The sequence below is a fragment of the Marinomonas sp. NPDC078689 genome, from assembly GCF_044542435.1.
Taxonomy (GTDB): Bacteria; Pseudomonadota; Gammaproteobacteria; order Pseudomonadales; family Marinomonadaceae; genus Marinomonas; species Marinomonas arenicola.
In genome coordinates, this window is record NZ_JBITUJ010000003.1 from 287,082 (window position 1) to 313,870 (window position 26,789).

Consider the following 26,789-nt stretch of genomic DNA (forward strand, 5'->3'; position numbering starts at 1 on the left):
GATTAGGGCCTTTCTTATTGCTCGCCGTATTTTCTTGAATGGCAATATTGATCTATTCAAGGGTCGGCAAACGATCCTGTCGTGGCCATGCATTAATAATGGCTTTCACCAATGTGGCCAAAGGAATGGCAAAAAATATTCCCCAAAAACCCCAGATGCCGCCAAAAAATAACACGGCAACGATAATCGCCACAGGGTGCAAATTTACCGCTTCAGAGAATAACAAAGGAACCAACACATTACCGTCTAGCCCCTGAACCACCAAATACGCCACCACAAGGTAAATGAAATCACTGCCAGTGCCGTATTGATAAAACGCCACCAATACCACAGGGATAGTCACTGCGGCGGCACCAATATAGGGAATCAGCACAGATAAGCCCACCAATAGCGCTAACAACTCCGCATATCGCAAGCCCATTACCGCAAACACAATATAAGAAACAATGCCGACCACCAGCATCTCAATGACTTTACCACGGATATAATTGGCAATTTGCTCATTCATTTCATGGGCAATATTACGCATCATCATGCGTTCTTGCGGCAACCAGGACGTCAGATACGCCAAAATGCTTTTTTGATCCTTCAGTAAGAAAAACATCACTAAAGGCACCAACACCAAATAAATCATCAAAGAAAAGATCGAGGGTATGCTGGCAATGGAATAAGAAACCAGCCATTGACCAAGGTTCGTAAACTCGGTCGCCAGGGTATTCACCACTTCGTCTACCGCGCTTTGACTTACCAATTCAGAGTGGCCTTGGGCGAAATGCTCAATCCCTCCTTGAATCCCGGTAATCATTCGAGGTAAGTCATTAATGAAACGCACCGCTTGCTGCCAAATAATAGGCACCATGATGCCGATAAAGGCCGCGCAACACGCTAAAAAGGTGAGAAAAACAAACAACACAGACGTGGTGTGACCTATGCCTATTTTTTGCAGACGGTCCACCAAGCCTTGCAGTAGAAACGCAAGCACAACCGCAATCAACACAGGCGCTAAGATCCCACCCCAAAAAGCCAAGACAACCAAAGTGCCAGCAAGCAGCAATAAAAACACCACCACTTCTTCATTTGACAAATAACGTTTTATTAAGGTGTCGACTATCTTAAACATAGAGTCCGTCTTATTTTTTTTGAACAATAAAGGTAAATACGCCGTTTTTCTCTTCTTGATTGAGCAGAGTATGCCCAACAATCGTAAAATAATGCGGAATATCTTTTAGTGACCCAGCGTCTTCGGTCATGACACATAAACAGTCACCCGATGCCATTTTATTCAATGCCATTTTGGTCTTTAGCAACGGCATTGGGCAACGATCTTCTCTTGCATCTAATATTACGTCATACTCGTAACAACTCTTGACAACCATTCGCATCTCCACGATGAGTATATGTGCCATATTATGAGACTATTTTCTAACGTTACAACTAAGTTCAGTATCTTGTTTGTTGTTTTTTCTATTACTTTTTCAAATCCAGCCTACTCAGTCTTACCAGACTTAACGGCCACCAAAGATGAACGTTCATTAGCCAACCCAAGTTACGTGGTTGGACAGCATTGGTTTAGGAAACTAAACGGCAGCGCTTCTGTTATCAATTTCCCCCCTGCCTATGATTATTTAAAAGAGGCATTATCTCATATCCTGCCCCAAACCAGCCTATACAATAAAATGGTTGAAATGACATTACTCAACAGCACGCAAACCAACGCATTCGTCATTCCAGGGAACCATTTATTCATTTATTCAGACATCATGGAAATGATTACGAATGAAGACATGCTCTATGGCTTGCTGGCTCACGAGGTGGCTCACTTAGATTTAAATCATTACGAAAGACAAACGCAGCACTCTAGCGAAGAATTCAACAAAAACTTACTACTGATTGGTGCAGGCTTTGCGGCCGCACTGGCGGGTGCTGACCCCGATGCCAGCGCGGCACTCTGGATCGGCGGTATGGCCAACCAAGCAGATGGTCTCCTCACTTACAGTCGTGCCCAAGAGCAGGAAGCAGATCGCCATGGACGACAGTATTTAGTGGAAGCAGGTTTGAACCCTCAAGGCATGAATGAACTCTTTAACGGATTAGCAAAAGCGTCTATCGGGCGACCAGAGTTAGAGTTTCTCTCAAGCCATCCTTTGCCACAGACTCGAATGGCCGATTCTTTGTCAATGGAGTCCCCTAAAAGCATTCTTGAAAGCACTCATGATGATGACTTTAATTACTTTCGAGCCACACTACTAACCTATCGAGCCACCCTAGCAGACGACCCTTATCAGTATTTGGCTCACTCTGTTCCTGATGCTGGCTCAGACATCGCTAACTTTGCTTTTGCGTTATTGAATTACTTGGATCAATCCCCTAAAAAAGCGCTGACGTATTTAACAAAGCTAAGCACGCACAATCGCTTCACCCAATACTTATTAGTCAGTGCGCTAAAGGCAGACAACCAGGATGACAAGGCGCTAGCACTAACACGTGCACAACTTAATTTAGCGCCGAAAGATATTTTGTTCTCAACCCTGTATGCCGAACTGACGCACAGCAAACCACAAGAGAGAAAAACGCCTTATTTGTATCAACGTAAGCTGATGTGGCAAGCCTATATGAATTATTACCAAGGCATTAACAACATACCAATGGCGCTTAATTACAAGGCGCAATTTGAATTTAGCCAAGGGAAAGACAAACAAGCAGAGCGATTATTAAAACGCGCAGAAAAGGATATCTCGTTACAAGACAAAGAGATACTGAAAAACACTCAAGAATATTTTGATCGAATTAAAGAGGTGGAAAAAAACGCGGACATTAATGATTGATAACGAAGATCACTCAATACAAGCGATATGAGGTGCGTTCATTACCTCTCTAAGTTTTTTTTGGAAATGTACGATTTTGGCTTGCAGCACAGCATGCTCTTCCATTTTTGACGTCAATGCACCAGGTTGAACCGTCGATTCAACATGAACACCCAACTGCTTTAATTGCATAACAAGCTGTTTAAGCTGCGCACGATCCTGAATAAGGCGATCATTATATTGCGCGCTGTTTGATGCATATAAATTAGTACTCAACACTAATGCTAGCATTGGTAATAATAGTTTTTTCATCTGCATTAAAAGCCCCATAATATATGCCGTGAATGACATCAGGAAAGAACCTACATCTCGCTCTTTCCTGACCCCTTACTCTAAACGCTATTATTCAGAACGCTGAGTTTTCAACGCATCTAGTTGATGCTGTAGGCTTCTCACTTGTTTATTCAAGTCAGCGGCTTTCTCAGTAGGAGAAATCGCAGCGTTAGTATCTGCATTCATTTCGACAGCAACGCCTTCACTGCTTAGCTGAGACTCAAGAGAGTTGATTTGCGCTTGTGCTTTAGTGATGTTGCCATAAGTACTGTCACCTGGTGCTGCGACAGCAACAGAAGCAATGGAAGCGGCAGCAAGAACAGTCAGTGCGCTTTTCGTAAAAGTGTTCATATATATCTCCTTTGATACATTCTATTAAGTGATTAATATTCACTGTGTTTCGATGTGGTAAATAATATCATCAAATAAAAAAATAAATAGAGACGAAAGAACGGTGTCACTTTACATTCAACTATTCAAACTAATCTGAAATTTCTATAGAAATGAGCACTTTTTGATCTAGCTTCTTACAATATAAAAAAGTGCACACGAAAAGTAAGAAAATAATAAACAATGTAATTTCTTGCATCATTTATGACACATTTAGAAAGGAGGGTATTTTTACAAAAAATCAAAGGCACATTTAAATTCGCAAGATTTATAAAAACCGCATCAGCAGAATAAATAATAAATCTAAAACAAGTTAAACATGCAGAGCGATGTGAAATAGAGGGGAAGCGAACATAAAAAAGGCTCAATCCTTTTCAAGATCAAACCTTTTTAAAATAAACACTTTTTCTAAACGGCGGTATTAGTTCAGCTGGTTCTGAACAAATTGAATTTTCCCATTCATATGCAAAGGCATATCGTCTCTTAAAGTAAAAGCAGCATTGGTGTCTACGCTGACTTCAATGTTGGAAATTTTTGCTTCTAAAGAGCCAATGTCCGCTTGTGCACGGTGGACACTGCCGTAACCTACATCACCAGTGGATGCCAAAGCGGCGGACGCCATTGCAGAGGCCGCCAAAAAAGCGAATGCGCTTTTAGTAAAAGTAGTCACTTGTCTCTCCTTCGATATTCTTCAATACGGCATATCTGAATGCCTAATTTCTATAAGCGAGATAATACCATCACCAAAAGAAATAAATAGGTCGCGACAGTGGGTTTCTTTTTACATTCAACTATTCACATTAACGTGCAAGATTGTGCAAAATAAGATCAGAAAAGACCGCCGCAGACACACACAAAAAGAAAAAGCAGATTGACCATTTGATAAATAGTGCGCTCTTGCCGCCCATTGAGAATCTATTGAAGCCAACTCACTCTTTCGTACCCATAAAAGAAACGCGCGCGCAAGACAGAAACGCAACATTCATGACCATTTCCCTAGAAATACCGATCTGGGCACATTATTAGGCACATAAGAACGCCTTAACACTGACAAAAATGTCCCTTAGGTACAGGCAAAAAAAAAAGAAAATGAGATCATCTTTTTTAAAAATTTCATCCTTATTTGTCATCGTTATTGCACAATGTAAAAAATAAAACACACCCGCTAAAAACACCCTCTCCTTTTTAGATTTTCTACACAACCCCTGCTTAATAAAACAGCGGCCTGTGCAAACATCGCCATCAGCCAGCCCATCCATAAAGTAATTGTTGGAAATAGTATAGGAATCAAAAAGAGAGTCATTTATGATGTTAAGAAGAACTTTTTTGCTACGCTTACGACAACTTTCATATAAAGTAAAATCATGACGCCAGCTGCTTTAATAGACAATTTAGAACACCTTCCCAACCCATTCACACAGTTCGACAGCATTGCGGCTGAGATGACAGCTGGGACACCGCTACTTAAAAACCCCGACTTTAAGCGAGACTTACAACTCGCCCTTTGCTTTATCTACAGCTACAACGGCTCACAGGCGACGTTTAACGCTTACCGTAGAGAAGTAGAACGCCTTTTACTGTGGTCATGGTACGTTCAATCTTCACCGACTACGCATTTACGTCGCGATCAAATAGAAGAATTTATTCATTTTTGTATCTCCCCTCCTGAAGAGTGGATTGGCACCAAAAACGTCGCTCGCTTTAAATTGCACATGGGAACACGAGTGCCAAACAAGCAATGGAGACCCTTTGTTAGCCACATCAGCAAGCTTGAGTTTAAGAATGGCGAAGTACCGGTAACAAAACAGCACTCCCTCTCTCAAGCAGCGATACGAGCAACCTTTTCCATTTTATCCTCGTACTATGGCTTTCTTATGCAAGAAGAAGCCGTGCAACAAAACCCAGTGGCCTTGATCCGCCAGAAAAGTAAATTCGTCAAAAAAGAAGTGACACGCCGTCAAGTGCGCCGCATTTCGAATTTGCAGTGGGACTATGTGATTGAAACCGCGGAATTGCTCGCAGAAGAAGACCCCAACATGCATGAACGCACCCTGTTCATTATGAACGCGCTCTTGGGCATGTATCTGCGAATTTCTGAGTTGGTGGCCGATGAACGCTCAGCGCCCATCATGGGAGACTTCACCAAGGACACAGACGGTCATTGGTGGTTTAAAGTCCTTTCTAAAGGCAACAAAGAAAGGCTTATTGCCGTCTCCGACGACATGTTAACGGCACTGGTTCGTTACCGTCGCTTTCGAGATTTGCCTGACATGCCGACGATTGCCGAAAACACCCCTCTGATTCCTAAAAACCGCGGACAAGGCCCAATGACCAGCTCACGGCAAGTCAGAAACATTGTTCAGTTCTGCTTCGATCAAGCCTATGAAAGAATGTGTGAAGATGGCATGCGCACAGACGCCGATGACCTTCGCGTTGCAACGGTTCACTGGCTGCGTCACACAGGCATCTCAGAAGATGTAAAAACACGACCGAAGGAACACGTTCGAGAAGATGCGGGGCACGCCAGCATGGCGACAACCGACCGCTACATAGACACAGAGTATCGAGAAAGACACGCCAGTGGCCGCAAGAAAACATTGCGACCACACTAGGCTAATCAGTGAGCGTCCGCCTAGATCATGACCAACGATCTAGGCTTGCACTGTCCTTTTCATTGGCTTCAACCCACTGAGCATGATCACCTTGGGTTTCTTTCTTCCAGAAAGCGGCACGACTCTTTAAATAATCCATAATAAAGTCACACGCTTGAAAGGCTTCAGCACGATGGGATGAACTCACCCCAACAAACACAATTTGATCATTTACCGACAAGCGTCCAACACGATGCACCACGCGAACCTCTTGCAATGCCCAGCGTGACTTAGCGTCATCCACTATGCTTTGCAAATTGTGTTCTGTCATGCCTGGATAATGCTCTAGCTCAAAGGCACAGTCTTCAGGAGCAAGATCTGAAAACTCCCTCACCAAACCCACAAACATGGCGACAGCGCCGGTTTTATTTGCCACCAGGAGTGCTTGATACAGTTCAGCGACGTTAAAATCTTCTTCTTGAACAGAAATCATTTTACCCTCCCGTAACAGGTGGGAAAAAAGCCACTTCTTTTGCGGTGTTTGAAATCATGTCAGTATCACGAGCAAATTCATAATCGACAGACGACTGAATACCGGCAGCCAGCAGCGCGTCGCCATTTTCAAGCTCAGACGCTAACATTTGCTTAAGTGCCTTTACTGACATAGGAAAGTCACCAACCACCTGATACTGACCGATTGCCAACGACTCTTTTAGAGACGCAAAAAAGACCACGGTCAGCTTAGTCATTACTTTTGCTCCAGTCGCCACTTTTACCGCCGTGCTTTTCAAGCAAGCAGATTTCTTTCACTACGATGCCTTTGTCGACCGCTTTACACATGTCGTATAGGGTCAATGCTGTTACACTGGCGCCAGTTAAGGCTTCCATCTCAACGCCGGTTTTGCCACTCAGTGCGCAAGTACACAAGATCTGAATGTCGGTGTCATTCAAAATAGCGATGTCTACACTGACTTTGCTCAACATCAAAGGGTGACACAAAGGAATCAAATCCGAGGTTTTTTTCGCAGCCTGAATACCTGCAATGCGCGCCGTAGCGATCACATCGCCTTTGGGCAACCCTCCCTCCACAATTTTAGTCAGGGTTTCTGGTTTCATGGTGACAATAGCTTGCGCTGTTGCTGTACGTTTAGTGATGTTTTTCTCAGACACATCAACCATATGGGCATTGCCCTGTTGATCTAAATGAGTAAGTGTGTCGTTCATAATTTGTCCAATTTTTAAAGCAAATAGCGATATATCTACTATGGTTTAAGAAACAGGATTGGAATGCAAGAAGATTCATTTCTCAAAAAGAATAATCGGTAAAGGGTTTTGCGATAAGAACCACGTATTTCACAGCATAAGGATCTTTGGGACCCAATTGGATGAAGTTTTTTCTCTTTTTATTTGCGTTGCTTTTTGGCTCGTACGCACAAGCCTATGATGTAGACAAAGTGGTTTTGTCTTCCCTGCCCACTTATGTGCAGAAAGACAAGGATTCACTGCCCTTTATTTTCAACAAAGCCCCCTTTGATAAAGCCAATTACAAGGCGTCGCAACGCTTTTCTGACCATGTCATATGGCACAAAATACACTTCCCTACACCCAATAAAGCCGTCACAGTTGACCTTCAAATGAACAATTATTTGATCGATGACCTAGACTTCTATTTTCTTCAGAATGGCAAACAAACCCAACATTGGCGTCGCGGTGCGAACCAAACCTGGCAAAATCAAGTCGCCTATTACAATGGAATATGGATACAACTCACCCTGCAACCCGAACAAGACAACACCTTGTATATTCGCAAGCAAAGCCGTGGCCCACTATTAACACCATTGCAGCTCCATCAAAATGCAGACACTGCCATCACGAAACTATCAACGACGTTATTTTGGACCATCGCCCTTACCAGCGTCTTGGTTTTGCTTGCGTTTAACTTCATCATCTTTTTGCAGTTTCGTTATGCGGCGTTTGGCTATTATCTGGCTTTTCACTGCTTTATTTTATTGTCGCTGGCGATGATGATGGGCGCGAGTCGTTGGTTTTTCCCTGAATTCGTACATCACTGGTTAATAGAGAGCAAGGTCACACTGTTTGTGCTCGCCGCTTGGAGCTTGTATCGTTTTACGATTGGCTTCTTGCCTACTGCGAGGGTGAAGACGCCTACCCGTAGGCGTTATTGGGTCGACTGCATCTTTTTCGCCTACCTGCTTATAAGCGTGTTTTTTTCAGAAAAAATATCCGCCATTTTGTTCATTATCATGCAGATTTCAATGATCATTTTCTGCCTTCAATATGGTCTAAAATCTTACCGAGAAGGGTTCATTGCGGCGCGCTTTTACCTTTTCGCTATCATAATGGTCAGCATTGGCAGCTCCATCAACTCCATGATGTACTGGAATATCGTCCCCTTTAATGACATCACCAAGGCCGCGCTCCCATTTTGCAACTTCCTGGAGTTACTTGGTTTTGCTATCGCTTTTACCGATAAGGCCAAACAAATAGAGCTCAACACCACATTAAAGATTCAAACGGATGGCAGCACAGGCCTGCCCAATCGCTACTATTATTTTGAAGTGCTGCAAGCTAAACTCGCGTCGATGAGTCACCCCGACATCGCCCTCGTCATGATAGAAATCACCAGCCACTCGCAACTCAGCCAAGCTTACGGCCCCAATCAGGCCGAACAAGCCACATCAACCTTGATACAAAATTTGGATAACAGCCTAGCCGAGATGGACTCTGTGCTGTCTTTGTCACTGCCAAATAACACCACAAGAAAGCTGGTTCGCATCTCCACCAACAAGGTGGCGTTTATTTGCGTATCTAAGCAGGAGCTGGGCTATCAGGTTGAGTCCGTTCAACGTTTTTTAGACACCCCTATTTTAATCGGTCATCTGGATTTTCATTACCAATACAACATCGGCAGCGCACTTTATCCATCGCAAAGCAACACACTTGACTCCCTGTATCAAAACGCACTCATCGCCTGCAATCACAGTCGAGTGGACATAGACACCTGGCAACCTTTTAACCAAACACTTAAGCAAAATTACGCCCATCAATTGCACCTACTCACACTCTTAACTCAGGATCTAAAAAATGGCTGCCTGTATTTTGAAATCCAACCTCAAGTAAACTTAGCCACACGGGAGATCACTGGAGGAGAAGTCCTTTTACGATGGAACAACAAACAACTAGGCCAAGTCTCCCCTGGTGAATTTATTCCCTTAGCGGAACAAGCTGGACTGATTTGTAAACTGACGGATTTTGTAATTTTTAAAGTGTTTAAATGGGCTGCCCAGCACCCAAAATTGCTTAAAAATAGAACGCTCTCTTTAAACATCTCCGCACTGGACATGCTCTATGAAGGCTTTGCCGCCCGCGTGATTTCCTTACAGCAATACTATCAACTGCCTGCGTCACAACTGGTCATTGAAATCACCGAAACCAGTATTTTTGAAAACAGTCAGGTGATGTTTGACAACGTCAATCGCTTTCATAAAGCCGGATTCAAACTCTCCATCGACGATTTTGGCGTGGGTTACAGTTCTATGCAAAACCTCATCGCTTTGCAGACTAACGAACTGAAAGTGGATCGTTTTTTTGTCGCCCAAAGTTTGACCGACAAAAGCAGCGCCATTCTTTGCCGAAATATGATTCAGCTCAGCTCAGAAATGGGCATTATCAGCGTCGCCGAAGGCATCGAAAGCGAAGAAGTTGCCTTACAGCTTGAGCAATGGCATTGCTTAATTGGGCAAGGTTATCACCTTTATAGACCGATGCCGTGTGAGGATTACCTTTCCTTATTAGGGTCCTAAATTGCCGCTTTGTCGAAACTTACAAATCATGCATAATGCTATGCGGCCGCCTCTTTTTTGCCTAAACGCTTATTTTCTAGGATAGCATGAGCCTTATAGACGATTATCGACTGTTAGAGATCCCTACCAATGCCAGCGCTCATGAAGCTAAAACCGCTTTTCGTCGCTTGGCAAGACTCTATCATCCTGACAAAAATCCAGGTGTTGATACCACTGAGCTCTTTCAACGACTTCAGGCCGCTTACCAAAATGTACTAGATGCCATCAAACAAGGCACATCAGAAACCCACTGGAAACCTTACGAATTCACTCAAGCGACTCAGACCGCTGACCCTCGCTATCGTAATTACTCATCCACATCAGACAAAGAACAAGCCGCTTTTATCAAAGAGCGACAGCGGGCTTACGAAGAAATGAAGCGCAATAGCGCCCAGCAAGAAAAAACGCGCAATGACGCCATCAAGTCCGCAAGAAATACCTTTAATGAAAAACGTGTAAAAGCCATATACGAAGAAGCCTTCAAAGCTTCCAAGGGCTTTACCTCTCAAGGTTACAAAACATCCGATACTGAAGAACCTCCTCGTTTCACTGAGTTTGATATTCCACCTTATCAAACCTTTGTCGATGAACCAGACGCTCCCAAAGAACACCGAGCCGGCACTCCGATTCGCCTGTACGCTGCCAAAGCCGCGTTTCGAACGGCAACCTATTTAGCGTGTTTTGCCGCTGGCATATACGCCACCTTATATTGGCAAGATTCGCATACAAAAGCCGTTGAACCGCACGCTAGCAGTTATATTTCAGGTCTGTATCCACAATATCGAATTGGCACCAACTACACGCTAGTGACCACCAAACTGTTTGCAGAGCCCGACACCCACACCCAACAATTGATGAGTCTTCCTGCGCTCACCGATATACAAAGCATTAAAGCACAAGGCGATTGGCTTACCGTTCGATATCAAGGTGTTAATGGGTGGGTACAAGCCAAAGACATCGGTTTTGGCAGCGCTCAAAATGCGCTCGAAACCGGCTGTATTGGCCAACCTGGTCTGGCGCCAAGACACGGTCAGTTAATCGGGAACGCAGACGGCCAAAGTCGACTGCGCATTCTCAACCACCTTCAACAAGCCAGCGTGCTCAGCTTCCAGTCTTATGACGGCTTAGCCCCTTTCGCTATTTACCTAAAAGCAGGTCAAGCCTACGCCGCTAACTTCATCCCTAGAGGTCGCTATCGATTGGTGTTAGAGACCGGTTCCCTGTATCATCAGGCCTGTAACCAATTCCTATTCAACGACACCAACCAAGTCGTCTTGAACGATGTAGAGTTTGCCAGCACAGAGCAATCGCTCACGCTAAAAACCAGACGCCAAGACGATCAAACACTGAGTAATTAATTGCCCATGCTGAGTAACATTCGAATTGTTTTAATCAACACGTTTCACCCTGGAAATGTGGGCGCCATTGCCCGTGCCATGAAAAATATGGGACTCACCAATTTGTATTTGGTAGACCCAAACGACTACCCTTCAGAGGAAGCCACCAGCCGTGCCGCCGGTGCTGTCGATTTGTTGGAAAACGCCACTATTGTGAGCACACTAGAAGAAGCCATCAGCGATTGCAGTCTCGTGATTGGCACCAGCGCACGTCATCGCACCTTTCAGTTGCCAATCATGAACGCTCGTGAATGCGCTCAAACGGTCATTCCTGAATCAAAAGAGCACGATGTGGCCATTGTTTTTGGCAGAGAAACCACAGGGCTATTAAACGAAGAAATTGCGCAATGCCATCGTCAAGTTTACATCGATGCCAATGATGAATACCCAGTACTTAACATCTCTCAAGCGGTTCAAATCGTGGCATATGAAATCTGGATGGCCAATCAAGACCAGACCACGTATGACAAGACAGTGGCAGAATACCCACGTAAAAAAGACATGGATTTATTCTACGAACACCTAGAAGATACTCTCTATGGGATCAACTTCATTGTTCGCAACCACCCAGGCAAAGTACTTGATAAACTCCATAGATTCTTCAACCGCTCTCGCCCTGAAAAACAAGAGCTGGGCATCTTACGCGGCGTACTGGCGGCGGTTCAGCGTGAAGCAGGGCTAACAGATGCCAACAACCACCCTGAGAAAAAAGCCAAAAAAACACCCGAGCAAGAGTAGTTCTCGTTAGAAACACTACACTCGCTTTAAACAAAAAAACACAACCTAGGTTGTGTTTTTTATTGCCCTACAAACCTTAGTGACACTGAGTAAAGTCCTCGTAAACTCGCGCAAAACACGGCTCAAAATGACTATAATCGCCCCACATTTGGCACATTCACAGCAAGGAGCAATAAACTGATGAAGACCTTAACCATCGCCACTCTAATCACAGCGAGCGCATTAACTGGCTGCGTTTCTATGAACAACACACTCACAACTGAACAAACACTGCAAAATAAAGCCAGCGCGGCAATTCACGCCAACCCTGACAACATTGTGATCAGCAATAAAAAAGCCGACGGTGAACGAGTACAATTTACCGCGTCCGTGTTAGATAAAACGTATCAATGCCATTACACAGCGACACTGTTAAGCCAAACCGAGACGGTATGCCAGTAAGCGAGTTTTACTTTGCTGTAGTACGAGAGAATATCATTAAGGTAAGAAGCAACACTGAGAAACAGCATTGGATAATCAGCGCCTTTATGGATGACAAGGCGCTTTTTTGAGTCTTTTATTCGGCTCGCGCTAATTGACGGATAACGCTAATAACCACCCCAAAAATCTCTACATTAGGCTCTGTTGTTACTGGCATCGCCGCATAGGCTTTATTTTTAGGGCGAAGCACGACATCAGGCTTTAATTCCAATATTTTCACCGTCATTTCGCCATCAATGTACGTTATCACAACATCGCCGTGACGAGCATTGAGCGACTTATCCGCTACCAATACATCGCCCGCATAAATGCCCGCCTCAACCATGGAATCACCATGCGCTCTGACAAAAAAGGTCGCGGCTGGGTGCTGGATAGAAAGCGTATTCAAATCAAACGCCGGTTGCTTCGCATCCTGATCAGAGGAAGGCAGCACAGTAGACTCTGACTCTTCATAAAGAGGGATTTGAACGCTGTTGGCAGCAATAAAAGAAGCCGATTTGGCAACGCCGAGATAGGAAACTCGCATAAAAACATTCCTGACTGTATATGTATACAGTATAGAGCGGAAGCCCACTATCACCTAACAAAATATAGCGATAAATAGAGGAAATAATCGTATTAGATAATTAAAATAATTATTTTATTTAATATTTAAAATAACACTGGCAAGCTCCACCAGATGTCTACGGAGCCAAGTAAATGGCGGTGGCACTTAGCTTTACCCGACTAAAAGCGCTTGGCGACAAAGTAAATGAAGCACCCTCAGTAAAAGCCGTGCCTGTGCTGATGCGATTGTAAGCCGCATTAAACTCTTTGGTATCCGCCACTATCACGCCATTCGCCCCCAACTTAGCCGCTTTGGCGACCAACACAGCGATGGTATTTTTCAAACGAGCCTGCTGATCAAACCCTTCTTGCACTCTTACCTTTATTTGCGCAATTGCTTCATAGGCAACACTGGGCGGCTGCATCAAAACCTGCACCTCAGACACCGCAACTGGCGTACGCGCTTTACCAAGCATTCGCTCTGAGTCAGCAGCGCAACCCGATAACAAGAGCGCCGCCAAACAACACATCAACGCCTTAATAGGATAACTCATGCCGACACCCCAGCATTTGAAATAACCGACTTGATTGATGCCTTAGCAAGCTCGAATTTTATCGCACTCATAAACGCAAAAAGAGGCAGCCTTATCATCACAGGTCACTTAACGGAACAGCTGCTTTCATTTAAGCGCTTGAGTTTGTCTTGCAACTGCTCTATCTGCTCAGCAATCTCGTGCTGTAGGTCTTCAGGTATCTCTGAAATATCCTGAAGAGAAATACACTCGAGATCCGTGAGTAGTTGTCTAAATTGCTCCATATACTCCTCCATGAACGTATTGTCATAAATCATTCTAATCAGCTTCATTTCTAGAAACTAGATTATCAGTGCGCTTTATCTGTGATCAATACTTTCAAAAGGATGATCTTGATCCCCTAACCACAGAAACCCTCTCTAAAGCAGACATGACACATCTCTAAAGATGAGCCAAAGGGGATCAAACGTTTTTTTGAACACCATACCAACACCCTGTAATCTTCCGGTATCAGCGCCAAGTTCATGATAAAGCTTGAAAAATCCTCAGCCACCAAACCCAACACCGACCAACTCAAACCAGGCCAAGCCAAGCCATTTATGGCATTTCATCTGACAGGGGCTTCATAAGCCCCCCACCCTAAAAACAAACAAGCGCCGTTTTAAGGCCTAGAACCGACACCCCCCCTGACTTGGCGAAGCTTCAATGACTCGTGTAGCCGACACCATAACACTAATGACCTGAATAAACCTTAACGACCAACGCCCAGACTCGCAAGCCCTACACGCGAGATTAACAAACGTCGCTCTCTTCTTATGAAAGCGATATTTTATAGTGAAAGGCTTGTATTTCTTGAGCTAGAGCAACGAGCTAGAGCAACCCGCTGGCGCATGTTGACGGGAAAAAACAGGGGGTGTTGTTACTGAACACACGGTACCTGTAACTGAACTACTTAAAAGGGCAAGACCTCAAATAGGCAAATGGGGCTACTCGGCTATAAGTAATAATTGCGAACATTTTTCTAATTGGGTAGCCAATCAAAATGCCACATCAAAACAAGTTTTTGATGCCATCACAACAGGAACAGCTCTGACTGCAACTTATTTATTAATATCAGAAAAACCTAAATGGAATGTTGGTTTAGGCATTTTAAAATTAGGCTTATGGGCTGGAACACAGCTTGGAAGCGCCACTAAAAAAGAAGATTAAGATCTCACCAAACCTTGGGCAGCTCATCCCACCTGGTCGTGTACCCTGGCGATAGGTGTTCTCGTTTCATTGCCCATTGTGGTGACACACCTTGCGAGGCGAAGAAGACGTTGCCGAGACCGCTGTGGTTGATTTTGTCCACGACGCTCATTAAGGCTTTAGAGTTGATTTTTGGATTGTCTGCTCGAAATAAATCTTGTTGGAAGGCGCCCTGTTCGTAGAAGTCAGCGAGCATTACGCCGCCTTTGGCGTAGCGGAAACCAGCACGATAAATTCGCTTAAACAACTCATTTGCTACTTCTAATAAGTCTCGCGTGTCGTCGGTTGGGTTGGGCAGCCCTGCAGAGAGTGTTTTCGAGTATTGCGGTTCGTTTGGAATAAAAGGGCTGGTACGAACGAACACACTCACCACACGGCAAAGTCGCTTTTCTCCGCGTAGTTTCTCGGCGGCTCTGGTTGTGTATTTGGCGACCGCTTCCCGCAGTTCTCGCTTGTCTGTCACTTTATGACCAAACGACCGACTGCAAATGATTTGCTGCTTTGTTGGCCTGACCAATTCCAAATCCAAACATGACACCCCATTCAACTCTCGAATGGTCCGCTCCAACACCACAGAAAACTCACTTCGGATGGTTTTCGGGTCTGCATTGGCAAGATCTAACGCCGTATGAACGCCTCTGGCTTTTAGTTTTGCCGTGGTACGACGGCCAACGCCCCAAACATCGCTTACTTCAACAAGTGCCAATAAACGCTTTTGTCTTTCTGGGTCCATCAAATCCACCACCGAGCCGGTTGCTGGGTATTTCTTCGCCGCATAATTTGCCAACTTCGCTAACGTTTTGGTGGGGGCAATACCTACTCCTACCGTAATGCCCGCCCATTGATCAACCTTGGCTTTTACTTGCTTACCAAATTCCAGCAAATCCACTACATGATCAACACCGGATAAATCCATAAAAGCTTCATCGATGGAATACACCTCAAGCCGGGGGGCTTCCTCTTCAAGAATCGTCATCACCCGATTCGACATATCCGCATACAACGCATAATTGGACGAGAAGCACACAATGCCGTGCTGTCTTATCTCGTCCTGAACCTGAAACATCGGCACGCCCATCTTAATACCCAGCGCCTTTACCTCTTTGGAACGCGCGACAATACAGCCATCGTTATTCGATAACACCACAACAGGCGTGTGTTTTAAATCTGGTCGGAACAACTTTTCGCAACTCACATAGAAATTATTGCAATCGACCAAGGCAAATGCTGTCTTCATCAACCGCGCTCGTACCTACGGACAACACCCACGACCACACCAAAGATTTCCAACTCAGACTCTTCGGTGATATGAATCGCTTTATAAGCTTTGTTCTTTGGGCGAAGCAGCACATTGGGGTTAAGTTCCAGCATCTTCACTGTCATTTCCCCATGAATGCAGGCGATCACAATGTCCCCATGGCGCGCCGTTAATGATCGATCAACGACCAAGACATCGCCCGAATGAATGCCCGCATCGATCATCGAATCCCCCTGAGCGCGCACGTAAAAGGTCGCCATCGGATGCGCCACACAGAACTCATTTAAGTCTAAGGATTTTTCAACAAAATCCTGAGCAGGCGAAGGAAAGCCCGCCGACACAGACTCCACATAAAGCGGAATCCGCACACTGTTCGCATCAATAAAAGATTGGGACTGAGACACCCCAAGATAAGTCACTCGCATAGCCACACCCAGAATACTGTATATTCATACAGTATAGTTTTAACCATCATGAATGACCAAGTGAAATTTGGTCATGGAGAGATCAAAATAATCTACAGCTCTCTTACTCCTAACTTTCACTTAGTAATTTATATAAAGTCATGAAGAAAACAAACATCTTCCCCTCCTACCACTCTCAATCCAACATTGCGCAGCAATAGCGGAGTTCAAGTGTTCTTTTTCTCTATAGTGCAGGTAGCCATACCACAATCCTGTAATTTTATGACATAATCAGTGTTTAAGGTTCGTGGCGTCACCGAAGTAACGCAACCAGGCAATTGCTGCCATTTTGTTACTCGGCATTGTTCTATTTTCATGCCAACAACCCCCATATTCGATCACGAAAGACTAAATTAATGACAGCAACAGATACCATCAATCATAGCGAAACACCTTTAACATCAAGCACTAAGCTCGATCGACGCTTCTCAGTAGCACCCATGCTAGATTGGACGACAAGTGATTACCGGGTCTTCGCTCGCACGTTAAGCAAAAACACCTTGCTTTATACCGAGATGGTGACAACAGGCGCCTTGCTGTATGGCAACAATCCTGAACGTTTCTTACATTATGACGAATGCGAGCACCCTATTGCCTTGCAGCTTGGTGGCTCTAATCCGGTCGATTTGAGTAAATGCGCAAAATTGGCGGAGCAAGCAGGCTTTGATGAAGTCAACCTAAATGTAGGTTGCCCAAGCGATCGCGTACAAAACAGTATGATTGGCGCTTGTTTGATGGAACACCCAGACAAAGTCAAAGACGCCATGCGCGCGATGCAGGACGCTTGCAGTATTCCTGTGACCATCAAGCATCGTATTGGCATTGACGACCAAGAAGAATACAGTGTTGTTCGAGACTTTGTTGGTGACATAGCTACCACTGGCACCAACACCTTTATTGTGCACGCTCGAAAAGCCATTCTTCAAGGTTTGAGCCCGAAAGAAAACCGCGAAGTACCGCCACTGAAATACGATTACGTACATCAGTTAAAGCGAGACTTTCCAGACCTTGAAATCATTATAAACGGTGGCATTAAGACAATAGCGGAGTGCCAAGAGCAACTCACTCATGTTGACGGTGTTATGGTTGGTCGTGAGGCCTACCACAACCCTTGGATTTTAAGCCAAATAGACGCGCAAATTTTTGGTGGACACCCCTTGGTTGCCAACCGTTTTGAGGCACTCGAAAAATTTGTCTTACACATGGAAGGCAGAATGGCAGAAGGCGCCCGACTGTCTCACCTTACTCGCCATATTTTGGGTATTTTCCAAGGCGAGCCTGGCGGCAAACAATTCCGACGCTATCTTTCAGAAAAAGGTCATAAAATTGACGCTAAGATAGACGTATTATTAGAGGCCATTGAATTGGTCAAAAATCATCAACGTAAAGGATAAGAGCAATGAGCAACAAGTTATCTCAATTAAAAGAGTTCACTACCATTGTGGCTGACACCGGCGATATCACGGCAATCAAAGCGTTCTTGCCAGAAGATGCGACCACAAACCCTTCTTTGATGCTTAAAGCTTCACAAATCCCTGAATACGCTCCTTTCCTAGATCAAGCGGTTGCTTGGGCCAAAGAACAGAGTAACGACAAAGACCAGCAACTGATTGACGCAAGTGACAAACTAGCGGTAATCGTCGGCACTGAAATTCTTAAATACGTTCCAGGCCGCATCTCTACTGAAGTAGACGCACGTTTGTCATACGACACTCAAGGTACGATCGAAAAAGCCCACCGTTTAATCAAGCTTTACGAAGAAGCTGGCGTTTCTCGTGACCGCATCTTGATCAAAGCCGCTTCTACATGGGAAGGCATCAAGGCTGCAGAGCAACTAGAAAAAGATGGCATCAACTGTAACCTAACACTGCTTTTCTCTTTCGCTCAAGCGCAAGCCTGTGCCGAAGCGGGTGTGTTCCTGATCTCTCCATTCGTTGGTCGTATTCTTGATTGGTACAAAAAATCAACAGGCGAAGACTACACAGCAGAAACTGATCCAGGCGTTGTGTCTGTTACTGAAATCTATAACTACTACAAAGAGCACGGTTACAACACTGTGGTAATGGGTGCAAGCTTCCGTAACATCGGTGAAATCGAGCAACTTGCTGGCTGTGACCGCCTAACAATCAGCCCTGCACTGCTTGAAGAACTGAAAAAAGACGAAAGTCCACTAGAGCGCAAACTGATCCCTGCTACTGAGGTGAAACCTGCTCCAGAAGCAATCACAGAACAAGCTTTCCGCTGGGCAATGAACGAAGACGCAATGGCCACTGAGAAACTTGCTGAAGGCATTCGCAACTTTGCCGCTGACCAACGCAAACTAGAAACAACGTTAGTGGCGATGCTGTAATAAGCTAACACGCTTAGCGAACAGATAATCACGATAAAAACGCGGCCTAGGTCGCGTTTTTTATGCCTTCAAAGCAAGCGATTGAGAGAACCCCATTGAGCGATAACATCACCGAATTCGACAAAATGCGCCAAGGACACGCCTTCAATGGCATAGACACCGATTTACGCCTAAGACGTGAAGCCGCGCGCTTGGCGTGCGCCAAATACAACGCCCACCCAAGCAAAGGCAATCTACGCCATATAACACGACTCTTTGCAGCATTTGGCAGCCTAGTCATAGAACCTGGCTTCCAATGCGATTACGGCACGCAAATTCACATCGGTGAGCGCTGCTACATTAACTTTAACTGCGTTTTCTTAGACAGCGCCAGCATCACCATTGGTGACGATGTCTTACTAGGACCTGGCGTGCATCTCTATACGGTGGATCACCCACGGGAAGCCGAAGCCAGAGCCTTAGGCGAATGCCACGCCAAGCCTATTTCCATCGGCAACAAGGTTTGGATTGGCGGCGGAGCAAAAATCCTCCCCGGCATCAGCATTGGCGACAACGCTATTATCGGCGCCAACGCTGTTGTGACGCGAAATGTGGCAAAAGACGAGCGCTATCTTGGCTGATTGATTCGCACTGTCAGTCTTGCAGCGCCCATTTTACCGCCGCATCACAATGCAACTGTGCCGTATCAAAAAGCCGAATACTTGTGTCTTCCTGTTTTACTAATAAAGCGATTTCAGTGCAGCCTAAAATAATGGCTTGAGCACCCTCTGCAACCAAATCGTCGATGATACGAAGATACTCTTGGCGAGCGGCGTCGTTGATTTTCCCTAGACACAGTTCGTTGTAAATCACCTCATGCACAAACTGCCGATCTTGCTTGTTTGGCACCAGTGATTCAATGGCGAACTTCTCTCTAAGGCGATTTTTATAGAAGCCTTCTTCCATGGTAAATCGCGTTGCCAACAAACCAACCTTTGTCACGCCTGAGGCGGCCAAGGCTTCACCAGTGGAGTCTGCGATATGGATAAAAGGAATCGACACACTGTTCGCGACCGCATCGGCTATTTTGTGCATGGTATTGGTCGCAATCAGAAAAAAGTCCGCGCCTGCTCTTTCTAGCGAGATGGCCGCCTGTGACAAAGTCATCGCCATCTGGTCCCACTCATCATTTTGCTGCTGCTCTTTGATGTCTTTAAAATCAACACTGTTAATGATGACTTTAGCCGAATGCCATTGCCCTAACGACTGAGCCACGCCTTGATTCAACGCAGAATAATAGCTTGCGGTTGACTCCCAACTCATCCCACCAATCACACCAATCGTCTTCATACCCGTTCCTTGTTCACCTTATTTAGACGAATCACTGTAACTCAATTCTAGCGGCCGATGCCACACAGCAAAGCACAGAAGACAGCATCAACAAGCATAAAAAAGCATAAAAAAGCCTGCCGAGGATCACTCGTCAGGCTTCGTATTAGGTTCATTTGACTGAATCGAAAAGATTAATCTTGCGTCTTATTCTCGCCGCTCTCAAGTGCGTCGTCCGTCACCGAGTCATCGGTTTTTTGCACCACCTTGGTTCCTGTGCTGTTGGCCTCGAGTTGAGTATCAGCAGGCGCGGCCTTAACACTAGCCTCAACCGCGGGCGCGTCATCGCTTGGATCCCCCCAGCTGTCTGTACCTGTGTCATCGCCCCAACTGTCGGTATTATCATCGTCTCCCCAGCTGTCAGCTCCCGTGTCATCCCCCCAGCTATCGCCGCTGTCAGCGTGCGCTTTTTTCGCCGCTTTAGAGGGTGGATGCCCGTCATACACTTCATTCTCTCGATTTTGCAAATACACATCACGAATGAAACTGTAACGATCGCCAATAATAAGCGATTCAGCAGAAAGGAAGCTGGCGCGTTTTTGCACCACGTACAAAGACCAACGACCGATATTTTGATCCCGATTAAGGTCCAATTCATCCACAGGGTCATAATTGAAGAAGTCGACAGCCGTACCGCCCGCATCACGAACCGTAGAGGGGCCTAAGAAAGGCAACACCAAATAAGGCCCGGAAGAAACGCCCCAATAGCCCAACGTCTGACCGAAATCTTCATCGTATTTGCGTACCCCTAACGAGGAAGCCACGTCAAATAAGCCAAAAATACCGACGGTTGAGTTGATAACAAAGCGCCATGTGGAAGCCACAAAAGCATTCTTCTTACCTTGTAAACCACTGTTGGTCAGGTTCGAGATCTCGCCTATATTAGAGAAGAAATTACTCACGCCTGTTTGCATAAATTCCGGGGTGACATTTTTATAGCCTTTCGCAATCGGCTTCAAAAAATACACATCCAAGGTGTCATTAAAGGAGAACATAGCGCGGTTAAAACCCTCCCATGGATCTGCTGGGTCTGTTACCACACTATCATCGGTCGAATCATCGTCCCATGACCCTTCATCGTCTGCCGCGCCTTTGGCGGTGTTGCTTGCAACATCCTTTGCTTGATGATCCTGTCCATTCACTTTTTCGCTGGGCACTTCCGCTACCGGTGCAGCGACTTCTGACGATTGAGCCCCATCAGGGGACTTACTCGCACAAGCGCTCAAGGTGACACTGAGTAACGCAGCCACTAACCAGGTCGTCGACCTATTCATAAACATTGCCTTCATTAATTATGTTTCCTAAACAAGTTTTTTGACGCCTTGCCATTGTTTGCTCAGTCGTTTGTCTGAGATAGGCTCTAACGTGCCAACAGATTGCGCAAACAGTGAAATTCGATACTCTTCTAGCATCCAGCGGTATTTTATCAGCTCAGGATCATAAAGAGATTTATCATCATGGGCTTTTTTCTGCTTTAAATACGTCTGCCAAAGACCTTCTAATTGGGTTACATAGCTGTTTTCTTTATTTAAATGGTTTTGAAAACGCTCTAAGCGCACTTCAATGCCTTTAAAGTAGCGCGGTAATTGCCCTAACCAGAAGAGCGGCGTACTGCCAATAAAGCCAGGATAAATTAGATTTTCTAATTGGAGTTTAATATCCCCATAAACCCGTGTCCAAGGCAAAGGTATACTGCCTTTCATTTTTTTGGCCACACCCTGATAAGAAGACAATACACGATACAGTTGGTTCGCCATCTCGTTGGCCACCGTCACCAGTTGAGGCTTGTGCGTCACTATGCAGTGTTCAAAGTCTGCTTTACTGCGCGGTAGATCACGGCCATCGAGAAAGACCTTATCTAAAATCGCATTAAGCAAATCATTGAGCAGCACTTCTTTTTGCCCAAGCGGAGAAAAAATCAACATGGACTCTTTCAGGTGCGGTAAATTCTTCTGCAAATAACGAATGTCTTTTTGCAACGCCATTTTTAGCAGCGCAATCACCCCTTTACGATGTGACTCTAAGGCCGTATTTTGGTCATCGAACATCTTCAATGACACAGACTCACCCACCGCCACCAAAGCAGGAAACGCAGTGACTTTAATGCCCGCCTGCTGGATTTCTTGGCGCTCTGGAATGTCTTGATCTGGCCACTGACTTAAATCGTCTTGCTCGTGTTCTTTGGTGCCAAATTTAGCGAAGCTTTCTTCCACCATGTCACTAAACTGGGTTTGAAGCTGAGCAAGGTCTTTGCCTGTGCCCAATACTTTGCCGCGTTCATCCACCACCTCTAACGTCAGAGTCAGATGGGTTTCTAAACGCTCTGGTGTCCATTCATTCAGCGGAATTTCAATCAAGGTTTCGCGCTTAATCTGCAAACTTAACTGCTCAAGTAAGTCCCCTTTCTCTTTGGAGAGATTTGGGTAAACACGATCGACGAACTGAGGAATGGGCACAAAACGACGGCGCAACGCTTTCGGCAAAGCCCGTAACAAAGCTTCACAACGCTCTTTGATAAAGCCTGGAACCGCCCACCCTAAATCCTCAAGACTGAGCTGACGCAACAAGCCAACGGGGACTTTCAGTGTGGCGCCGTCCGTCGCTTTGCCCGGCTCAAAACGGTAATCTATCGGTAACGCCACACCGTTCAAACCATAAGAATCTGGAAACGCCATGTCGTCCACAGTGATGTCTTGATTAATCAAATCATCACGGGTCATCAACAAGGCATCAGGGGATTTTTTAGCAAAGTACTCAAGACTTTTTTGATTACGAACATCTTGCGGAATTCGCTGATGGTAGAAGGCAAAGACCGCCTCGTCGTCGACCAAAATATCACGCTTTCGCAATTTGGCTTCTTGGGTTTCAAGGGTCTCTACTAAGGCTTTATTTTTACGATAGAAAGCCTGCTTGGTACGCATCTGCCCTTCAACCAAACCACTGCGGATCAATATTTCACGCGCCTCTTCAGGCTCAATCAAACCATAATCTACGCGTCGTTTGGCAACAATAATCAACCCATACAGAGAGACTTGTTCCTGAGCCATGACACGACCTTGATTGCGCTCAAAGTGCGGATCAAAATACTGTCTTTTCACAAATGGCTCGGCAAACTCTTCAATCCATTCAGGGTCAATACGCGCCACAACACGCGCATAAAGCTTGCTGGTTTCCACCAACTCAGCCGCCATCACCCATTGCGGTGGCTTTTTAAACAACATGGAGCCTGGGAAAATAGACACTTTACGAGAGCGGCAGCCCAGCATCTCTTTGCTGTCTTCCATTTTGTTCGCAACTTGGGTAAACAAGCCAGCCAACAAGGAACGGTGAATCGCTTCGTAATTACGATTCTCATGGTCGACTTCTTTAAAGCCCAACTGCTTGCAGGCGATCAAGATTTGACGGTGAATATCACGCCATTCTCGCATCCGCATAAAATTCAAAAATTGCTTACGACAATATTGGCGCAACTGGTTTTGTGACAAGGCTTGGCGTTGTTCTTCAAAACGCTCCCACAAATTGAGGAACACCACAAAGTCAGAATCTTCGTCCTTGTCTTGAGCGTGAGCTTGATCTGACTGGGTTTTCTTATCTTGGGGGCGCTCACGCGGATCAGGAACAGACAAGGCACTGACAATCACCGCCACTTCTTTTAACACGGATTGCTTTTCAGCCGCGATCAGAATACGTCCCAATTTAGGGTCGATCGGTAACTTAGCCAACTGACGGCCAATCGGCGTTAGCTGCTCACCTTTTAATGCCCCAAGCTCTGTCAACGCACGATAACCGTCGTTGATCATGCGACGTTCTGGCATTTCTACAAACGGAAACTTCTCAACCGGGCCTAAGCGTAGATTGGCCATCTGCAAAATAACCGACGCTAGGTTAGTACGAAATATTTCCGGATCGGTGAACTCAGAGCGAGCCGCAAAATCGGCCTCATCGTACAAACGAATACAGACCCCTTCCGCCACTCGACCACAACGCCCAGCACGCTGATTGGCACTCGCCTGACTGATTTTCTCTATCGGTAACTGCTGCACTTTAGAGCGCACACTGTAGCGACTCATTCGCGCCAACCCTGGGTCAATCACATAACGAATGCCTGGCACTGTTAACGAGGTTTCAGCCACGTTGGTCGACAGCACAATGCGACGCCCAGAATGAGACTTAAAAATCCGCTGCTGCTCACTGGTGCTGAGGCGCGCATATAAGGGCAAGACTTCGGTATTTCTCAGTTCAGCACGACGAAGAATCTCGGCGGTTTCACGAATTTCTCGCTCTCCTGCCAAAAACACCAAAATGTCGCCTGCACCGCGATAGCCCGATTGCTTTTCTTCTTGAATCAGTAGCTCGACGGCATCCAAGATGCCTTGCTCCATACTTTGATCTTCGTCCAGCGCTTCGGAGTCAGATTTGCTCAACAAAGGCTGATAACGTACTTCAACTGGGTAAGTTCGACCCGATACTTCAATAATGGGTGCGCTGTTAAAGTGCGCAGAAAAACGCTCAACATCAATGGTGGCAGAGGTCACTATGACCTTCAAATCGGGCCTTGCAGCCAACACGCGCTTTAAATAACCCAATAAGAAATCAATGTTTAGGCTACGCTCATGGGCTTCATCGATGATGATGGTGTCGTACTTATACAGCAATTTGTCTTGCTGAATTTCCGCCAACAAAATACCGTCTGTCATCAACTTAATCAGCGTTTCTTCATTGCTCTCATCGCTAAATCGAACCTGAAAACCAACCTGTTCACCAAGCTTAACTTGCATCTCATCACTGATACGATCGGCCACGCTGCGCGCCGCAATACGACGCGGCTGGGTATGACCAATCAGCCCTGCAATACCACGCCCCGCCTCAAGACACATTTTAGGCAGCTGTGTGGTTTTACCCGAGCCGGTTTCCCCCGCGATGATCACGACTTGGTTGTCTTGTATCGCCTTGATAATTTCTTCAGATCGCGCCGCAACAGGCAAGCTTTCATCATAGGTGATCTTGGGTAAGCGACCTAATCGAGCCTGATACAAGGCCGCAGATTTTTCCACCATGACCTCAAGCTCAGAGGCCATGCGATCAAACGGCAAACCGTCTTTCTTACGTTTGGCTAATTGCTCTTGTTTGCGAGCTATAACATGACGGTCTCGCGTCATCACATCGGTAATTGGCATAGTAAGTAAACTAATATCCTAGTCAATTGGTGCTAATAAGAGGTATGTAAAAACTGAGAAAAAGGCGCACCGTTTCTATCTATATAGTTGGAAATTCTAACATTAATCCCTATCAAGGGGTTATAGTGAACGCAATCTGCTGTGCGAGTTTTAACGTGTAGCGCCCCTCAATAGATCAACGAATAAGGAAATGATATGTCTCAGCAAGTATTCGAAGATAACTCTTTGACCATTGGCAATACGCCGCTTGTACGCCTAAACAAAATTGGCAACGGAAATATTTGGGCAAAAGTGGAATCTCGCAACCCTGCTTTCTCAGTAAAATGTCGAATCGGCGCCAACATGGTGTGGGACGCTGAGAAAAAAGGCATCTTAAAAGAAGGCAAATCCATCGTTGAAGCGTCAAGCGGCAACACCGGCATTGCACTGTGTTTTGTTGCGGCGTCTCGCGGCTACCCTATTACCATTACCATGCCATCCAGCATGAGTGTCGAACGCCGCCAAGTCATGAAAGCATTGGGCGCGACCATAGTATTAACGGAACCAGCGAAAGGCATGAAAGGCGCCATTGAGAAGGCACAAGAAATCGCTCAAGACGACAACGTGGTCTTATTGCAACAGTTCGATAATCCTGCCAACCCTGAAATACACGAACAAACCACAGGGCCTGAAATCTGGAAAGACACCAATGGCGAAATCGACATTCTTGTCTCCGGCGTAGGCACTGGCGGCACTATCACTGGCATCAGCCGTTACATCAAAAACACCCAAGAAAAAGCGATTTTGAGCGTTGCTGTAGAGCCAAGCAGCTCGCCTGTTATCACACAAACGCTAAACGGCGAAACACCAACGCCGGCCCCCCATAAAATCCAAGGCATAGGCGCGGGCTTCATTCCTAAGAACTTAGACCTTTCTATGCTGGACCGCGTTGAGCAAGTGACCAACGAAGACGCCATCGCAATGGCGAAGCGCCTCATGCGCGAAGAAGGTATTTTGTGTGGTATTTCTTGTGGTGCGGCCGTGGTTGCAGCAGAAAAGCTAAACCAAATGGCGGAATTCCAAGACAAGAAAATCGTCGTGATTTTACCTGACTCTGGCGAGCGCTATTTATCCACCGCATTATTTGAAGGCGAGTTCAGCGACAACGAACTGGTTCAATAACACAAAGAACAACCGGCTACACAAATAAAAACCAGACTGGCAGCGACCTGCACCAGTCTGGTTTTTTTATTCAAAGAAGGCCTGTCGG

At 45.7% G+C, this 26,789-nt stretch carries 26 protein-coding genes and 1 pseudogene; 11 read left to right on the forward strand and 16 right to left on the reverse strand.

The genetic code is table 11. From position 1 onward, the window contains the following. Positions 1–52: 52 nt before the first annotated feature. Positions 53–1,120 (reverse strand): AI-2E family transporter, encoded by a 1,068-nt coding sequence (locus ACIGBN_RS07560; RefSeq protein ID WP_133003557.1) that lies wholly within the window; start codon positions 1,118–1,120, stop codon positions 53–55. A 10-nt stretch (positions 1,121–1,130) separates the two neighbouring features. Then, positions 1,131–1,376: a sulfurtransferase TusA family protein gene (locus tag ACIGBN_RS07565; RefSeq protein ID WP_133003556.1), complete on the reverse strand. Its 246-nt coding sequence runs from the start codon at positions 1,374–1,376 to the stop codon at positions 1,131–1,133. Between the two features lie 33 nt (positions 1,377–1,409). On the opposite strand from ACIGBN_RS07565, the gene ACIGBN_RS07570 reads away from it, so the two are divergent. After that, positions 1,410–2,825, forward strand: a complete 1,416-nt coding sequence (locus tag ACIGBN_RS07570; RefSeq protein ID WP_396664587.1) for a M48 family metallopeptidase — start codon at positions 1,410–1,412, stop codon at positions 2,823–2,825. Between the two features lie 9 nt (positions 2,826–2,834). On the opposite strand, the gene ACIGBN_RS07575 is transcribed toward ACIGBN_RS07570, so the two are convergent. From ACIGBN_RS07575 to ACIGBN_RS07585, 3 genes are all read right to left on the reverse strand, one after another. Next, positions 2,835–3,122: a hypothetical protein gene (locus ACIGBN_RS07575; RefSeq protein ID WP_396664589.1), complete on the reverse strand. Its 288-nt coding sequence runs from the start codon at positions 3,120–3,122 to the stop codon at positions 2,835–2,837. An 84-nt stretch (positions 3,123–3,206) separates the two neighbouring features. Beyond that, complete coding sequence (locus ACIGBN_RS07580) at positions 3,207–3,488, reverse strand: hypothetical protein (protein ID WP_133003553.1); 282 nt, start codon at positions 3,486–3,488, stop codon at positions 3,207–3,209. Between the two features lie 460 nt (positions 3,489–3,948). After that, positions 3,949–4,197 carry a hypothetical protein gene (locus ACIGBN_RS07585; protein ID WP_396664591.1) on the reverse strand — a complete coding sequence of 83 codons (249 nt, stop codon included), beginning with the start codon at positions 4,195–4,197 and terminating at the stop codon, positions 3,949–3,951. Between the two features lie 694 nt (positions 4,198–4,891). Here ACIGBN_RS07585 and ACIGBN_RS07590 point away from each other — a divergent pair. Further along, complete coding sequence (locus ACIGBN_RS07590; RefSeq protein ID WP_133003551.1) at positions 4,892–6,139, forward strand: site-specific integrase; 1,248 nt, start codon at positions 4,892–4,894, stop codon at positions 6,137–6,139. A gap of 25 nt (positions 6,140–6,164) precedes the next feature. Here the strand turns inward: ACIGBN_RS07590 and ACIGBN_RS07595 are convergent, their stop codons facing one another. The 3 genes from ACIGBN_RS07595 to moaC are packed head-to-tail and all read right to left on the reverse strand — an operon-like array spanning position 6,165 to position 7,342. After that, a complete protein-coding gene (locus tag ACIGBN_RS07595) occupies positions 6,165–6,611 on the reverse strand; it encodes a molybdenum cofactor biosynthesis protein MoaE (protein ID WP_133003550.1) in 447 nt (148 codons plus the stop codon). A 1-nt stretch (position 6,612) separates the two neighbouring features. After that, a complete protein-coding gene (locus ACIGBN_RS07600) occupies positions 6,613–6,867 on the reverse strand; it encodes a MoaD/ThiS family protein (RefSeq protein ID WP_133003549.1) in 255 nt (84 codons plus the stop codon). Next, the gene (gene moaC, locus ACIGBN_RS07605; RefSeq protein WP_133003548.1) at positions 6,860–7,342 is read right to left on the reverse strand and encodes a cyclic pyranopterin monophosphate synthase MoaC; all 483 of its coding nucleotides are present in this window, start codon (positions 7,340–7,342) and stop codon (positions 6,860–6,862) included. The genes ACIGBN_RS07600 and moaC overlap by 8 nt, the downstream gene beginning before the upstream one ends. A gap of 161 nt (positions 7,343–7,503) precedes the next feature. On the opposite strand from moaC, the gene ACIGBN_RS07610 reads away from it, so the two are divergent. From ACIGBN_RS07610 to ACIGBN_RS07625, 4 genes are all read left to right on the forward strand, one after another. After that, complete coding sequence (locus ACIGBN_RS07610; protein WP_396664594.1) at positions 7,504–9,942, forward strand: EAL domain-containing protein; 2,439 nt, start codon at positions 7,504–7,506, stop codon at positions 9,940–9,942. A gap of 86 nt (positions 9,943–10,028) precedes the next feature. Next, a complete protein-coding gene (locus ACIGBN_RS07615) occupies positions 10,029–11,339 on the forward strand; it encodes a J domain-containing protein (RefSeq protein ID WP_396664596.1) in 1,311 nt (436 codons plus the stop codon). Positions 11,340–11,345: 6 nt separating this feature from the next. Further along, positions 11,346–12,116 (forward strand): tRNA (cytosine(32)/uridine(32)-2'-O)-methyltransferase TrmJ, encoded by a 771-nt coding sequence (trmJ, locus tag ACIGBN_RS07620; RefSeq protein WP_133003545.1) that lies wholly within the window; start codon positions 11,346–11,348, stop codon positions 12,114–12,116. Positions 12,117–12,296: 180 nt separating this feature from the next. Then, a complete protein-coding gene (locus ACIGBN_RS07625) occupies positions 12,297–12,557 on the forward strand; it encodes a hypothetical protein (RefSeq protein ID WP_133003544.1) in 261 nt (86 codons plus the stop codon). Between the two features lie 115 nt (positions 12,558–12,672). Here ACIGBN_RS07625 and umuD (ACIGBN_RS07630) read toward each other — a convergent pair whose 3' ends face one another. From umuD (ACIGBN_RS07630) to ACIGBN_RS07640, 3 genes are all read right to left on the reverse strand, one after another. Beyond that, positions 12,673–13,122 (reverse strand): translesion error-prone DNA polymerase V autoproteolytic subunit, encoded by a 450-nt coding sequence (gene umuD, locus ACIGBN_RS07630; protein ID WP_396664598.1) that lies wholly within the window; start codon positions 13,120–13,122, stop codon positions 12,673–12,675. Between the two features lie 157 nt (positions 13,123–13,279). After that, positions 13,280–13,696, reverse strand: a complete 417-nt coding sequence (locus ACIGBN_RS07635) for a hypothetical protein (protein ID WP_396664600.1) — start codon at positions 13,694–13,696, stop codon at positions 13,280–13,282. Positions 13,697–13,800: 104 nt separating this feature from the next. Further along, entirely contained in the window at positions 13,801–13,959 is a 159-nt protein-coding gene (locus tag ACIGBN_RS07640; RefSeq protein ID WP_165942992.1) for a hypothetical protein, read from the reverse strand. Between the two features lie 652 nt (positions 13,960–14,611). On the opposite strand from ACIGBN_RS07640, the pseudogene ACIGBN_RS07645 reads away from it, so the two are divergent. Further along, a pseudogene (locus ACIGBN_RS07645) lies at positions 14,612–14,884 on the forward strand (lecithin retinol acyltransferase family protein); the annotation flags it as partial. A gap of 4 nt (positions 14,885–14,888) precedes the next feature. Here the strand turns inward: ACIGBN_RS07645 and umuC are convergent. Together umuC and umuD (ACIGBN_RS07655) are read right to left on the reverse strand one after the other, a co-directional pair. Further along, positions 14,889–16,160 carry a translesion error-prone DNA polymerase V subunit UmuC gene (gene umuC / locus ACIGBN_RS07650; protein WP_396664602.1) on the reverse strand — a complete coding sequence of 424 codons (1,272 nt, stop codon included), beginning with the start codon at positions 16,158–16,160 and terminating at the stop codon, positions 14,889–14,891. Beyond that, positions 16,160–16,606: a translesion error-prone DNA polymerase V autoproteolytic subunit gene (gene umuD, locus ACIGBN_RS07655; protein WP_133003540.1), complete on the reverse strand. Its 447-nt coding sequence runs from the start codon at positions 16,604–16,606 to the stop codon at positions 16,160–16,162. Before umuD (ACIGBN_RS07655) ends, umuC begins: the two co-directional genes overlap by 1 nt. A gap of 395 nt (positions 16,607–17,001) precedes the next feature. On the opposite strand from umuD (ACIGBN_RS07655), the gene dusA reads away from it, so the two are divergent. The 3 genes from dusA (at position 17,002) to ACIGBN_RS07670 (ending at position 19,615) form a co-directional block, all read left to right on the forward strand. Beyond that, the gene (gene dusA / locus ACIGBN_RS07660) at positions 17,002–18,039 is read left to right on the forward strand and encodes a tRNA dihydrouridine(20/20a) synthase DusA (protein ID WP_133003536.1); all 1,038 of its coding nucleotides are present in this window, start codon (positions 17,002–17,004) and stop codon (positions 18,037–18,039) included. Positions 18,040–18,044: 5 nt separating this feature from the next. After that, positions 18,045–18,995, forward strand: a complete 951-nt coding sequence (gene tal, locus ACIGBN_RS07665) for a transaldolase (RefSeq protein ID WP_133003535.1) — start codon at positions 18,045–18,047, stop codon at positions 18,993–18,995. A 62-nt stretch (positions 18,996–19,057) separates the two neighbouring features. After that, on the forward strand, positions 19,058–19,615 hold the full coding sequence (locus tag ACIGBN_RS07670; RefSeq protein ID WP_133003534.1) for a sugar O-acetyltransferase: 558 nt from the start codon (positions 19,058–19,060) through the stop codon (positions 19,613–19,615). A 13-nt stretch (positions 19,616–19,628) separates the two neighbouring features. On the opposite strand, the gene ACIGBN_RS07675 is transcribed toward ACIGBN_RS07670, so the two are convergent. The 3 genes from ACIGBN_RS07675 to hrpA form a co-directional block, all read right to left on the reverse strand. After that, positions 19,629–20,324 carry an aspartate/glutamate racemase family protein gene (locus ACIGBN_RS07675; RefSeq protein ID WP_341566991.1) on the reverse strand — a complete coding sequence of 232 codons (696 nt, stop codon included), beginning with the start codon at positions 20,322–20,324 and terminating at the stop codon, positions 19,629–19,631. Between the two features lie 173 nt (positions 20,325–20,497). Then, the gene (locus ACIGBN_RS07680) at positions 20,498–21,637 is read right to left on the reverse strand and encodes an MlaA family lipoprotein (RefSeq protein WP_396664605.1); all 1,140 of its coding nucleotides are present in this window, start codon (positions 21,635–21,637) and stop codon (positions 20,498–20,500) included. A 27-nt stretch (positions 21,638–21,664) separates the two neighbouring features. After that, a complete protein-coding gene (gene hrpA / locus ACIGBN_RS07685) occupies positions 21,665–25,540 on the reverse strand; it encodes an ATP-dependent RNA helicase HrpA (RefSeq protein WP_396664607.1) in 3,876 nt (1,291 codons plus the stop codon). A 195-nt stretch (positions 25,541–25,735) separates the two neighbouring features. On the opposite strand from hrpA, the gene cysK reads away from it, so the two are divergent. After that, positions 25,736–26,701 carry a cysteine synthase A gene (gene cysK, locus ACIGBN_RS07690; RefSeq protein WP_396664609.1) on the forward strand — a complete coding sequence of 322 codons (966 nt, stop codon included), beginning with the start codon at positions 25,736–25,738 and terminating at the stop codon, positions 26,699–26,701. Positions 26,702–26,789 lie beyond the last annotated feature (88 nt).

Bases quoted from the DNA above. Each gene is read 5' to 3' on its own strand.
- ACIGBN_RS07635 (WP_396664600.1), bottom strand. From the start codon at position 13,696: ATGAGTTATCCTATTAAGGCGTTGATGTGTTGTTTGGCGGCGCTCTTG.
- ACIGBN_RS07575 (WP_396664589.1), bottom strand. From the start codon at position 3,122: ATGCAGATGAAAAAACTATTATTACCAATGCTAGCATTAGTGTTGAGT.
- trmJ (WP_133003545.1), top strand. From the start codon at position 11,346: ATGCTGAGTAACATTCGAATTGTTTTAATCAACACGTTTCACCCTGGA.
- umuD (WP_396664598.1), bottom strand. From the start codon at position 13,122: ATGCGAGTTTCCTATCTCGGCGTTGCCAAATCGGCTTCTTTTATTGCT.
- ACIGBN_RS07680 (WP_396664605.1), bottom strand. From the start codon at position 21,637: ATGAATAGGTCGACGACCTGGTTAGTGGCTGCGTTACTCAGTGTCACC.
- dusA (WP_133003536.1), top strand. From the start codon at position 17,002: ATGACAGCAACAGATACCATCAATCATAGCGAAACACCTTTAACATCA.
- umuD (WP_133003540.1), bottom strand. From the start codon at position 16,606: ATGCGAGTGACTTATCTTGGGGTGTCTCAGTCCCAATCTTTTATTGAT.
- ACIGBN_RS07640 (WP_165942992.1), bottom strand. From the start codon at position 13,959: ATGGAGCAATTTAGACAACTACTCACGGATCTCGAGTGTATTTCTCTT.
- ACIGBN_RS07600 (WP_133003549.1), bottom strand. From the start codon at position 6,867: ATGACTAAGCTGACCGTGGTCTTTTTTGCGTCTCTAAAAGAGTCGTTG.
- ACIGBN_RS07560 (WP_133003557.1), bottom strand. From the start codon at position 1,120: ATGTTTAAGATAGTCGACACCTTAATAAAACGTTATTTGTCAAATGAA.
- ACIGBN_RS07670 (WP_133003534.1), top strand. From the start codon at position 19,058: ATGCCTTCAAAGCAAGCGATTGAGAGAACCCCATTGAGCGATAACATC.
- ACIGBN_RS07565 (WP_133003556.1), bottom strand. From the start codon at position 1,376: ATGGTTGTCAAGAGTTGTTACGAGTATGACGTAATATTAGATGCAAGA.
- hrpA (WP_396664607.1), bottom strand. From the start codon at position 25,540: ATGCCAATTACCGATGTGATGACGCGAGACCGTCATGTTATAGCTCGC.
- ACIGBN_RS07580 (WP_133003553.1), bottom strand. From the start codon at position 3,488: ATGAACACTTTTACGAAAAGCGCACTGACTGTTCTTGCTGCCGCTTCC.
- ACIGBN_RS07625 (WP_133003544.1), top strand. From the start codon at position 12,297: ATGAAGACCTTAACCATCGCCACTCTAATCACAGCGAGCGCATTAACT.
- tal (WP_133003535.1), top strand. From the start codon at position 18,045: ATGAGCAACAAGTTATCTCAATTAAAAGAGTTCACTACCATTGTGGCT.
- ACIGBN_RS07610 (WP_396664594.1), top strand. From the start codon at position 7,504: ATGAAGTTTTTTCTCTTTTTATTTGCGTTGCTTTTTGGCTCGTACGCA.
- ACIGBN_RS07675 (WP_341566991.1), bottom strand. From the start codon at position 20,324: ATGAAGACGATTGGTGTGATTGGTGGGATGAGTTGGGAGTCAACCGCA.
- ACIGBN_RS07615 (WP_396664596.1), top strand. From the start codon at position 10,029: ATGAGCCTTATAGACGATTATCGACTGTTAGAGATCCCTACCAATGCC.
- umuC (WP_396664602.1), bottom strand. From the start codon at position 16,160: ATGAAGACAGCATTTGCCTTGGTCGATTGCAATAATTTCTATGTGAGT.
- cysK (WP_396664609.1), top strand. From the start codon at position 25,736: ATGTCTCAGCAAGTATTCGAAGATAACTCTTTGACCATTGGCAATACG.
- ACIGBN_RS07570 (WP_396664587.1), top strand. From the start codon at position 1,410: ATGAGACTATTTTCTAACGTTACAACTAAGTTCAGTATCTTGTTTGTT.
- ACIGBN_RS07590 (WP_133003551.1), top strand. From the start codon at position 4,892: ATGACGCCAGCTGCTTTAATAGACAATTTAGAACACCTTCCCAACCCA.
- ACIGBN_RS07595 (WP_133003550.1), bottom strand. From the start codon at position 6,611: ATGATTTCTGTTCAAGAAGAAGATTTTAACGTCGCTGAACTGTATCAA.
- moaC (WP_133003548.1), bottom strand. From the start codon at position 7,342: ATGAACGACACACTTACTCATTTAGATCAACAGGGCAATGCCCATATG.